At 67.7% G+C, this 11,530-nt stretch carries 6 protein-coding genes; 3 read left to right on the top strand and 3 right to left on the bottom strand.

Features of this window, described 5'->3' with window-relative positions; translation table 11 throughout:
• The first annotated feature begins 129 nt into the window (after positions 1–129).
• The 3 genes from INE98_RS06660 to INE98_RS06650 all read left to right on the top strand — a co-directional run bounded on the left by INE98_RS06660 (position 130) and on the right by INE98_RS06650 (position 8,571).
• Complete coding sequence (locus tag INE98_RS06660; RefSeq protein ID WP_293537582.1) at positions 130–1,761, top strand: MFS transporter; 1,632 nt, start codon at positions 130–132, stop codon at positions 1,759–1,761.
• A 232-nt stretch (positions 1,762–1,993) separates the two neighbouring features.
• On the top strand, positions 1,994–3,736 hold the full coding sequence (locus INE98_RS06655) for a tetratricopeptide repeat protein (protein ID WP_293537581.1): 1,743 nt from the start codon (positions 1,994–1,996) through the stop codon (positions 3,734–3,736).
• Positions 3,737–3,807: 71 nt separating this feature from the next.
• The gene (locus INE98_RS06650) at positions 3,808–8,571 is read left to right on the top strand and encodes a cytochrome P450 (protein WP_293537580.1); all 4,764 of its coding nucleotides are present in this window, start codon (positions 3,808–3,810) and stop codon (positions 8,569–8,571) included.
• On the opposite strand, the gene fba is transcribed toward INE98_RS06650, so the two are convergent.
• The 3 genes from fba to INE98_RS06635 all read right to left on the bottom strand — a co-directional run.
• Entirely contained in the window at positions 8,501–9,565 is a 1,065-nt protein-coding gene (gene fba, locus INE98_RS06645) for a class II fructose-bisphosphate aldolase (protein ID WP_293537578.1), read from the bottom strand. The two genes, INE98_RS06650 and fba, sit on opposite strands and share 71 nt — an antisense overlap.
• 12 nt (positions 9,566–9,577) lie before the next feature.
• Positions 9,578–10,780 carry a phosphoglycerate kinase gene (gene pgk, locus INE98_RS06640; protein WP_293537577.1) on the bottom strand — a complete coding sequence of 401 codons (1,203 nt, stop codon included), beginning with the start codon at positions 10,778–10,780 and terminating at the stop codon, positions 9,578–9,580.
• A gap of 4 nt (positions 10,781–10,784) precedes the next feature.
• A partial coding sequence (locus tag INE98_RS06635; RefSeq protein WP_293537575.1) for a type I glyceraldehyde-3-phosphate dehydrogenase occupies positions 10,785–11,530 on the bottom strand: 746 nt, incomplete at its 5' end.

Here is an 11,530-nt window from a genome sequence, read left to right as displayed (position 1 = left end):
GGCCGACGGCAAGAAGTTCTCCGACCTCTGAGTTTCGGGGCCCGGCCCGGTGAAAGCCGGGCCGGGTCTGGATTCCCGGCCTCTTCGGCGCCTATCCTCGACCCGGGGACATGACCTGGGGAGGCGCAGATGGCGGACAAGGCCCGGAACGACCGGCTGATCGTGGGGGCCGCCTCGGCCGGCACGGTCTTCGAGTGGTACGACTTCTACCTCTACGGGTCGCTGACGGCCTATATCAGCTTCCACTTCTTTTCCGGCGTGAACGAGACGACAGGATTCATCCTGGCGCTCATGGCGTTCGCCGCAGGCTTTGCCGTGCGACCGTTCGGCGCCCTGGTCTTCGGGAGGCTGGGGGACCTCTGGGGACGCAAGAACACCTTCCTGGTCACCATGCTGCTGATGGGCCTGTCGACCTTTGCGGTGGGCCTGCTGCCGGACTACAGCCAGATCGGGGTCGCCGCCCCAATCATCCTTGTGGTCCTGAGGCTGGTCCAGGGGCTCGCCCTGGGTGGAGAATATGGCGGCGCCGCCACCTACGTCGCCGAGCATGCGCCTGAAGGGAAGCGGGGTCTCTACACCAGCTGGATCCAGACGACGGCGACCCTTGGCCTGTTCCTGTCCCTGGTGGTCATCATCCTGGTCCGCACCCTGCTGGGCGAAGACGCCTTCAAGGACTGGGGCTGGCGGATTCCCTTCCTGGTCTCCGCCATCCTGCTGGGCCTGTCGCTCTGGATCCGTCTGAAGCTGAACGAGAGCCCGGTCTTCCAGAAGATGGTGGCGGAGGGTCGGACGTCGAAGCGGCCGCTGGCGGAGGCCTTCGCCGACCGGGGAAACCTGAAGCTTGTCCTGCTGGCCCTGGTCGGCCTCACGGCGGGCCAGGCCGTGGTCTGGTACACAGGCCAGTTCTACACCCTCTTCTTCCTTGAGAAGACGCTCAAGGTCGATGGTCTGACCACGAACATGCTCGTGGCGACCGCCCTGCTGATCGGAACGCCCTTCTTCATCCTCTTCGGCTGGCTGTCCGACCGGGTGGGCCGGAAGCCGATCATTCTCGCGGGCTGCCTCCTGGCGGTGCTGACCTATTTCCCGGTGTTCAAGGCCCTCACTGCAGCGGCGAACCCGGCTCTGGCGGCGGCGAGCGTTTCGGCCCCGGTCACGGTGATTGCAGACCCCGCCGACTGCGCCTTCCAGTTCGACCCTGTGGGGCGAAGCGCCTTCGCCTCGTCCTGTGACATCGCCAAGTCCGCTCTCGCCAACGCCGGGGTCAGCTACCGGAACGAGGCCGCTCCGGCTGGAACACTGGCCCAGGTCCGGATCGGCGACACCGTGATCCCATCGGTCGACGGAACCGGCCAGTCGCGACAGGAACTGGCGAAAACCCGCGCAGCCTGGACGAAGGTCCTGGGAGAGGCCCTCTCGCAGGCGGGTTACCCCGCCAGAGCCGACCCGGCGCAGATCAACAAGCCCCTCGTGGTCGCCCTGCTGACCCTGCTGGTCCTCTACGTCACCATGGTCTACGGGCCGATCGCCGCCGCCCTGGTGGAGATGTTCCCGGCGCGGATCCGATACACCTCCATGTCGCTTCCCTACCACATCGGCAACGGCTGGTTCGGAGGGTTCCTTCCGGCGACGGCCTTCGCCATGGTGGCGGCCTCTGGCGACATCTATCGGGGCCTCTGGTACCCGATTGTCGTGGCGACCATCACCCTGATTGTGGGCAGCGTCTGGCTAAAGGAGATGCGTGGCTCGCAGATGGATTGAAAACCCGTGATTTCTGCGTGAAAAAAACGTGAGTGCTGGGCCGGGGTTTCGCGTCAGAGTAGACTCGCGCAGGTAAATCCGCTGGGGCGGACCCGGATTTTGGGGATCGTCGTGACAAATCGTGGCCCAGGGTTTTCCCGATGGCCGATGACTCCGAGTGGCGGAAGATGGCGTGAAAAATGTGTGAAAGCCGAGGTCCCTGGTCTGAGGACAGGTTTCAGGAGTCGTTTGAATGACAGGCCGATCCGGAATTTACTCGGTCTGGCTGATGGGGGCGTTTCGTCTCGAAGGCGTGGACGGAGCGCGGGTGGAGATTGCAAGCCGCAAGACAATGGGACTGATCGCCCTGCTGGCCACCGGACGGGATGGCGAGAGGACGCGTCAGTTCCTGCAGGAAAAGCTCTGGGGCTCGCGCGGTGCGGCCCAGGCGCAGACCAGCCTGCGGCGTGAACTGTCGAACCTGCGCAAGCTGCTCGCGGATCAACCGACGCCATTCCTGTTCACCGAAGGCCTGAGGGTCCGGCTCAACCTCCAAGCCATCCGATTTGATGTTCCTGTCCCGGGCGCCGCGAATGCCAATGAGCCGCCATCCTCCCGTGCAGACGCCGAGTTCCTGGAGGGACTGGACCTTCCTGGCGAGGACGGCTTCGAAGACTGGCTCCGGGAACAGCGCTCACTCCTGAATGCCGAGCTGGCGGCACGGGAAGCTCCGGCGGCGCCCTTCCCGCCCCTGCCCCGGCATGTTCTCGACCTGACCCAGCCGGCGCCCGGGTTCAAGGGCCGCCCGGCCGTCGCCGTCCTCCGGTTCCAGAACCAAACGGGCGATCCCGCACTCGACTTCGCCGCCGAGGGGCTGAGCGAGGACCTGATCGACCAGCTGTGCCGGCTTCGCTGGCTGCCCGTGATCGCCAGATCCTCCAGCTTCCATTTCGGCCCTGAGATCCAGGACGCCAAGGCCATCGGGCAAGGCCTCGGCGCCCGTTATGTCATCGAAGGTCGACTCCGGGCTGCAGGCGAGAACTTCCTGCTGGCGGTCTCCGTGGTCGATACCGAAACCGCAAAAGTCATCTGGTCCAAGCGTTTCGACCTGCCTGGAAGCCTGGCCAACGAGAGCCTCGTCCCCCTGCTCGAGGACCTGACCGCCATTCTCTCCGCTCAGATCGACCACGCCGAACAATCCAGGGCCGCCGCAAGGCCGGCGACCAGCCGGGATGTGAACACCCTGATCTGGAAGAGTCGCTGGCATCTGAACCGGATGACCCGGCAGGACGCCGTGATCGCCCGGGACCTGATCGAAGAGGCCCTGCGACTTGAGCCCGAAAACCCGGAGGTGCTGATGCAGGCCGCCTGGCGCATCGGCTGGAGCAACTGGGCGGAAAGGGTGAAGCCCGAGGACATGCAGACCTGGTCGAAACTGGCCCGCGACGCCATGCGCGCCGATCCGGAGGATGGCCGCGCCTACGCCATCCTCGGCGGCTACGAGCTGGTGGTCCGCAACAACGACCGCGCCCTGTCGCTCTGCAGCCGTGCGATCGAGCTGAACCCCAGCCTGCCGTTGGGCCATGCGCTTCTGGGCTCAACCCTGAATCTCGCGGGCAGACCGGCGGAGGCGCTTGTAAGCCTGCAGGCTGCGGTGAGGCTCAGTCCGAACGATCCCTTCGCCTTCCACACCCTGGGTGAACTGGCGACGGCGTACTGGATGATCGGACAGTGGACGGACGCCGTCAGTCTCGCCGAGCAGTCTCTCATGCGTCGCCCGGGCTACTGGCTGGCGCACCTTGTGAAGGTCAGCGCCCTGGTGGGCGCCGGCGAGGAGTCTCAGGCGGCGATGGCCGCACAGACCATGATGGGCCAGTTCCCCGGATTCCAGGAGGAGCACATCGATTGGCTGCCCTTCCTGAATCCGGAGTGGAACGCGAAACTGAAGGACGGACTTCGTCAGGCCCTGCGGGGCGGCGTCGTCGAGAAGAGCTGAGCACCCCCGGGGGCGTCCACCCTTCCTGAGCCGTCCGGCAAGGTCGACGAGTGCAGACCGGGAGGGTGAACATGTGGGTGGGGCGTCTTCGGGAAGTCGTGGTGATCGGCCTGCTATGGTCCATGATCGCGGCTGTTTTCACCGCAGTCGTCTTCGCTGCGCTGAAACTCTTCCTGTGGGTGTGGCCGCATCCCCCTAAACTGCTCCTGGGCGTCGCTGGCGTTGTCCTGGCGGGGCTGGCCATTCTCTGGATACGGACCCGGCCCTGGATCGCGATCCGCACGGCGATCACGCCGAAGTACTACAAGAAGATCCGTGAGGCCGAGGCGGCGGAAGCCGCCGATCCCAGCCAGCGTCCGCCGCCGTTCCGGATGGATCCGGGCCGGGCGCCGGGTCTCCTCGGTCAGGCCATCGGCGCCATCCTTCAGGCTGCCATCGGCTTCCTGCTGTGGTTCTTCAGGGGCCTGGCGCCCAACGGTCGGCTGAGCCCCATTCCGGTTCGTCTCGTCACCCGGTTCAGCGATGTCGAGGCGGTCCTTCTCGACGATGAGACCTTCCGGGTCCCCTTTGGCCCGGAATGGACGACCATGGGCGCGGGACGGAACAGCGTCCTGGGTCTCGATGGACCGGCCCATCGCGCCCAGAGAGCCGTATTTGACGACATCATGCTGGGGATCACCCAGCCCGGCGACCGCTCTCGCCTGACGGCGAGGGCCGCGGAGGTCGCCCAGTCCCTTGTCGGCCAGTCCATGGGCCGGGCCGACGTGGTGACGGACATCTTCCAGAGGACCGTATCCGAGGTCTGCATCGACTATCTGGGCCTTGAGGCGGGCGACCGGAGCTTGCTGGCCGACTGGGCGACCTCGAAGTCCTGGCTGACCTTTGGTGACCCGACGGGTGCGCCGGAAACCCGGAGCCGGGCCATCCAGGGCGCCAGCCTGCTGCGCGGGGTCGTGGAGCGGAGCCTGGAGGTCGCCACCCGGCGACCGTCGTCGGATACCCTCGCTTCACGCCTGCTGTCAGAGGAGCGGAAGGGGCGGATCAGCCGCGACGAGAGCATCGCCATCCTCGACGGCGCCGCCTGCGGCATGATCCCGACCACCACCCTGTGCATGACCAGGCTGTTCTGTGATCTCATGGGGCGTCCGTACTGGTGGAACGAGGCCCGGCGACTGGCGCGCGGCCTTTCCGGAGGAGGCTCTCAGAACCCGGCCGACAAGGCCCGGTTGCAGGACATCCTGATGGAGGCGGCCCGTCTCTCTCCCACCCTCTATCCCGGTCAATGGCGATACGTCGAGAAGCCGGGCGTCATCGCTCCGGGGACACTCCGCGCCGCCCGTGTCCGGCCCGGAGACGTCCTGCTGGTCTCCACCGCGGCGGCCCTGAGGGACGGGCGCCGCTTCCGCGATCCCGACACCTTCAATCCGGATCGCCCAGCCTCCGAGAAGTCCGCGGCCGAACTGATGTTCGGGTTTGGAGTCCATAAGTGCGTGGGCCTCTATGTGGCCGTCCTTGTCATGGTCGAGATCGCCATTGCACTGCTGTCCCGGGACGAACTGGCGGTCGCCCCGGGGGACGCCGGCCAGCTCAAGTCCGCGGGCCCCTTCCCCCGCCACATGGAGATGACCTGGCGACCGGACGGCCCGGTCGCGGGTCAGACCCTGATGGTATTCGCGGCGCGGCTGCCGGCCGGGGCCGACGCCGCCGCGCTCGCGGAGGGCCTTGAGGCTCTTCGATCGCAGGGAGGCGGTCGCGACCTTGACGCGGCCGGGGTGGTGCACTTCGCGTCCTTCAGCGTCCTCGATCTTGGTTTCGAAGCCACGCCACAACCCTGGCTTGTGGGCGAACTCAACGTCGATGGCGACGGTCCTGCGGCCATAGACCGCACGGCGGCCTGCATGGCTGGGTGGCTGGGCCTGTTCCGGATCGTGGACCCGGGGATCCGGACCACCGCCGACCTTGGAAGGTTCCTCAAGGACCACCTCCTCGACATAAGGTGCACGCCCTGGGGAGCGACCGGTCTGCAGTATCCCGGAGCAATCGGTCTGCCCGCGGGCGACATCCGCCGCCAGAAGGCCCTGGCCGATTACGTCCGGGAGGTGCTGGACCACCTCAACACCCGTGGCGCGCTGGAGGAGAGGGATGCCCTTCGCCCTGCGGGCGCCCCGCCCGACGCCGTCCAGACCCTTGACACCGTCCGGCGGCTGATCCGGAACGATCCCGATCTGGCGCGGGCGGCGGCCGATGACCCGGCCCTGAGCGATCTGGTCCGAAAGGCGGGGTCCTTCCGGGACTTTCTGATACGCCCCCTGGGTCACAGGCTCGCATTCACCGACTTCACCTCTCCTCCCGGAAGCGAAAATCCTCCGCCCCTGGCCATTCTCGGAAAGGTTCTGGAGGACCGGAACCGGGGCGCTGTCCTGGCCGTCATGCTCGCTCTGGCCGTGGCCGTAACAGTCATGGTTCGGATCTACCTGGGCCCTGGGGGCCGCGCCGGCGACCTCGCCGGGGTCCTTGAGATTGTCTTCACAAGCCTGGTCTGGGTGCTGGCGGCCTATGTCCTGGGGCTCCTCGCCGCCGCCGGTCTGTTCGCCGGCCTCATGCTTGCACATGAGGCTGCGGACAGGGCGGATCCCAGTCCGCCGTCCCCCGAGGCGGTTGCGGAGGTCGAGGTCTTCGAGAACCAGGAAGGCTACGCCCAGAACCACATGATCTCCGTCACCCGGCTGAAGGCCGGGCCCTTCCGGAGGTACGCCCTGGCCTTCGGCATGTGGGTGATCCGGCTCCTTGCGCTCTTTGTCTTCCGGCAGGGCAACCTGGCCCGGATGGGCACGATCCACTTCGCGCGCTGGGTGAAACCCCCGGGCACCGACGCCCTGGTGTTCATGTCGAACTATGACGGGTCCTGGCTGAGCTATCTGGAGGACTTCACAGCCCTCGCCTCCCTTGGCCTGAACGCAGCCTGGGGACACAGCCGCGGCGTTCCGACCGCCACCCTCATGTTCCTGGGCGGGGCTTCCGACTCGGACGCCTTCAAGCGGTTCGCCAAGCGCTCCCTCCGGCGGACAAACTTCTGGTACTCCGCCTATCCTGGCGTGACGCTCGAGAACATCCGGCGCAATGCGCTGATTCACGACGGCCTGATGCGCGCATCCAACGCCACCGAGGCCCAGGACTGGCTGGACATGCTGGCCTCCGTGAAGAGACCCGCGCTCGAGATCGAGACCGGGGAGGTCCAGACCCTGGTGCTGAGAGGCCTGGGCTCCCTGCCCGCCATGGCCTGCGGGCTGATCCACCTGCCCTCGGACGCCGACCTTCCCGGATGGACGTCGCACCTGACCCGCGCCGTCGCCTTCGGAAACGCCGATCCGGATCCCCATCGCTGGAACCAGAGGCTATGGGCTCAGGCGCTTCGCCTGGAGTCCGGCCCCTTTCCCGATCGTCCCGGAGACGTCTCCTTCATTGGCTTCACCGCGTCGGGCTTGGTCAAGCTCGGGCTTCCGGCCCCGGACACCGGCGTCGGGCTCGCCGGCCTGCTCGCGCCGTTCTACCAGGGGATGAGCAGCCGGGAGCGGATTCTTCGCGATGCGGGCCCTTCGGCTCCATCCCGCTGGTCGTGGACGGATACCGCCTGGACCGGGGCGACCCCGGGGCAGCCGGGGGTGGACGCCGTCCTGCTGGTCTACGGCATGACCCCCGAGGACTGCCGCGCCGCGATCGAGACGCAGGCGTCCGACTTTGGCCTGATCCTCAGGAAGACGCTCCTGTCCCCCGCCCGACCGATCATGGCCGGGGGCCTGCGCGCGGAGCCCTTCGGCTTTGCAGATGGAATCTCCAACCCGGTGATGAAGGGCCTCAGAGGAGATCCGGGCCTCGTCGCCGACCAGGTGGAGCCTGGCGAGATCCTGCTGGGTTACCCCCACAACCGGCAGGGGCAGGTCCCGACCTGCGCCCTGCCGGCCGAACTCGACCCGCTGGACCTTCTGCCGGTGGTGTCGAACGCCCTCTACAGGCGCTACCCGGCCTTCGGACTGGAATCCGGAGCGGGGGCGGACCACGACTTCGGTCGTAACGGGACCTTCCTGGTGGTGCGCCAGCTCGAGCAGGATGTCGCGGGCTTCCAGGACTACACCGTGAAGACCGCAGCCGCCCTGGCCCGGAATCCCGGCATGTCGGGGGTCGATCCGCATTGGGTCGGCGCGAAGATGATCGGACGCTGGAAAGACGGCTCACCGGTGGCCCTGTACCCGGACACTCAGCCCCACCGGCCCAATCCCACGAACGACTTCGGTTACGCGACCTTCGATCCAAGGGGCTTCGCCTGCCCGCTGGGCTCTCACGTCCGCCGTTCGAATCCGCGGGACAGCCTGATGTCAGACAATCTGAAGGCGCCGAACCATGTGAGCAGCCACCGGATCCTGCGCCGGGGCCGGGCCTATCTCGAACCCGCATCCGACGGCGGTCGGGCGACCGAGGGACTGATCTTCCTCGCCGCGTGCGCAGACCTGGAGCGCCAGTTCGAGTTCATCCAGCAGAGCTGGCTGGGCGAACCGTCCTTCCATGGCCTGACGGGAGAAGCCGACCCGGCCGTCGACTCCGATGGACAGCTCCAGGACCTGTCCCTTCCCGATGGCCGCACCGTCCGCCGGATTCGGGCGATACCGGACTTCGTGACCGTCCGCGGCGGGGGTTACTTCTTCATGCCCAGCCGGTCGGCGCTCCACTACCTGGCCGACCGCGCGCGGCGCAGGGCGGGGCTGGCTGTCAGCCGACCTTCGGCGCCAGGGACCCGGACGCGTAGCGCTTCGCCATCTCCGACAGCGGAACCGGCCTGATCTTCGAGGCGTGGCCGGCGGTTCCGAATTCCTCGAACCGCTGGCGGCAGACGGCGCGCATGGCCTCCATGGCGGGCTTGAGGTACTTGCGCGGGTCGAACTCGCCGGGGTTCTCGGCGAAGACCTTGCGGATGGCGCCGGTCATGGCCATCCGGTTGTCGGTGTCGATGTTGATCTTCCGCACGCCGTTCTTTATGCCGCGCTGGATCTCCTCCACGGGCACGCCCCAGGTCTGGGGCATCTGACCGCCGTACTGGTTGATGATGTCCTGCAGCTCCTGGGGCACGCTGGAAGAGCCGTGCATCACCAGGTGGGTGTTGGGCAGGCGGCGGTGGATCTCCTCGATCACGTGCATGGCCAGGACCTCTCCGTCCGGCTTGCGGGTGAACTTGTAGGCGCCGTGGCTGGTGCCCATGGCGATGGCCAGGGCGTCCACCTGGGTGGCCTTCACGAAGGCCACGGCCTGGTCGGGGTCGGTGAGGAGCTGGTCATGGTCGAGCTTGCCCTCGAAGCCGTGGCCGTCCTCCTTCTCGCCCATGCCGGTCTCCAGGCTGCCCAGCACGCCCAGTTCGCCCTCCACCGAGGCGCCGACCCAGTGGGCCATGTCCACCACGTTGCGGGTGACGCGGACGTTGTAGTCGTAGTCGGCGGGGGTCTTGCCATCGGCCATCAGCGAGCCGTCCATCATCACCGAGGTGAAGCCGTACTGGATGGCGGTGGCGCAGGTGGCCTCGTTGTTCCCGTGGTCCTGGTGCATGCAGATCGGGATGTGCGGGTACATCTCGGCCAGGGCGTCGATCAGGTGCTTCAGGACGATGTCGTTGGCGTAGGAGCGGGCGCCGCGGCTGGCCTGGATGATGACCGGCGAATCCGTCGCCTCAGCCGCCTCCAGGATGGCCAGCCCCTGCTCCATGTTGTTGATGTTGAAGGCCGGGACGCCGTAGCCGTGCTCGGCGGCGTGGTCGAGGAGCTGTCGCAGGGTGATCCGGGCCATGTGGCGTCTCCGTTAGCGTTGGGTCTGTTTCGTCAGGGCGGCGACGCCGGGCAGGGTCTTGCCCTCCATCCATTCCAGGAAGGCGCCCCCGGCGGTCGAGACGAAGGTGAAATCGTCGGCGCAGCCCGCATGGTGCAGGGCGGCCACCGTATCGCCCCCGCCGGCCACCGCCACGAGCTTGCCGGCCTTGACCAGGTCGGCGGCGGCGCGTGCGGCCTCCACCGTGCCCCGGTCGAAGGGCGGCATCTCGAAGACGCCGAGCGGGCCGTTCCAGATCAGGGTCTTTGAGTTGGCCATGGCCCGGCGCAGGCGTTCCACCGTCTTGGGACCGGCGTCGAGGATCCGCTCCTCGTCGTCCATGGCCCCCAGCTCGCGCACCCGGGCCGGGGCGCCAGGCGCCAGCTTCTCGGCGACGACGATGTCGATGGGCAGGAAGAGCTTGCAGTTGTGCTGGCCGGCCAGGCGGATGATCTCGCGCGCCGTATCGGCCAGGTCCTTCTCGCAGTAGGAGGCGCCGACCTCATGGCCCTGGGCGTAGAGGAAGGTGTTGGCCATGCCCCCGCCGATGGCCAGCTTGTCAAGCCGGGTCACCAGGTTGGACAGGAGGTCCAGCTTGGTGGAGACCTTGGACCCGCCGACAATGCCCATGACCGGGCGCTCGGGCCGGCCCAGGGCGCGGTCGAGGGCGGTGAGCTCCAGCCGCATCTGCTCGCCGGCGCAGGCCGGCAGGACGTGGGCCAGACCCTCCGTCGAGGCGTGGGCCCTGTGCGCGGCGGAAAAGGCGTCGTTGACGAAGAGGTCGCCGTTCTGAGCCAGGGCGCGGGCGAAGGCCGGGTCGTTGGCCTCCTCGCCCGCATAGAAGCGGACGTTCTCCAGCAGGACCACGTCGCCGGGCGCCATGGCCGCCACCGCCGCCTCGACGTCCTTGCCGGCGCAGTCGGGCACGAAGGTCACCGGCGCGCCCAGCACGGCGGACAGGGCCGGGGCGATGGGCGCCAGGCTCATCGTCGGGACCCACTTGCCCTTGGGCCGGTCGAAGTGGGCCAGGAGGATCACCTTCGCCCCGCCGGCGCGGAGCTTGTCGATGGTCGGGACGGCGGCCCTCAGGCGCGTGTCGTCGGTGACGGCGCCATCGGCCATCGGCACGTTGAAGTCCACCCGGACCAGGGCCCGGACGCCGGAAAGGGCGACATCGTCGAGGGTCCGGAAGGCCATGGGCTCAGATCAGACGGGCCATGGCCGCGGCGGTGTCGGCCATCCGCGTGGAGAAGCCCCACTCGTTGTCGTACCAGGACAGGATCCGGCCGAGGCCGCCATCGATCACCTGGGTCTGGGCCAGGGCGACGGTGGACGAGGCGGCCACATGGTTGAAGTCGGTGGAGACCAGGGCCTCGTCGGTCACGGCCAGGACGCCCTTCAGGGGGCCTTCTGCGGCGGCGCACAGGGCGTCGTTGATTTCCTTGACGGTCAGGGTCCGGCCCGGGGTCCAGACCAGGTCCACCACCGAGACGTTCGGGGTCGGAACGCGGATGGACGAGCCGTCCAGCTTGCCCTGCAGGGCCGGGATGACCAGGCCCAGGGCCTTGGCGGCGCCGGTGGAGGTCGGGATCATGGACATGGCCGCGGCGCGGGCGCGGTAGAGGTCCTTGTGCATGGTGTCCAGGGTCGGCTGGTCCCCGGTGTAGGAGTGGATGGTGGTCATGTAGCCGCGCTCGATGCCGGCCAGCTCCTGCAGGACCTTGGCCACCGGGGCGAGGCAGTTGGTGGTGCAGGAGGCGTTGGAGACCACCAGGTCGGCGGCGGTCAGGGTGTCGTGGTTCACCCCGTAGACGATGGTCTTGTCGGCATTGTCACAGGGGGCGCTGACCAGGACCCGCTTGGCGCCGGCCGTCAGGTGGGCGCTGGCCTTGTCCTTGGAGGTGAAGATGCCGGTGCACTCGAAGGCGATGTCGACGCCGAGTTCGC

This window comes from Phenylobacterium sp. (assembly GCF_020253645.1).
GTDB lineage: Bacteria > Pseudomonadota > Alphaproteobacteria > Caulobacterales > Caulobacteraceae > Phenylobacterium.
This window is presented reverse-complemented; position numbering and strand designations above follow the sequence as displayed.

What these genes read in the sequence shown, in the direction of transcription:
- INE98_RS06660 (WP_293537582.1), top strand. Translation starts at nt 130, where the DNA reads ATGGCGGACAAGGCCCGGAACGACCGGCTGATCGTGGGGGCCGCCTCG.
- INE98_RS06650 (WP_293537580.1), top strand. Translation starts at nt 3,808, where the DNA reads ATGTGGGTGGGGCGTCTTCGGGAAGTCGTGGTGATCGGCCTGCTATGG.
- pgk (WP_293537577.1), bottom strand. Translation starts at nt 10,780, where the DNA reads ATGGCCTTCCGGACCCTCGACGATGTCGCCCTTTCCGGCGTCCGGGCC.
- INE98_RS06655 (WP_293537581.1), top strand. Translation starts at nt 1,994, where the DNA reads ATGACAGGCCGATCCGGAATTTACTCGGTCTGGCTGATGGGGGCGTTT.
- fba (WP_293537578.1), bottom strand. Translation starts at nt 9,565, where the DNA reads ATGGCCCGGATCACCCTGCGACAGCTCCTCGACCACGCCGCCGAGCAC.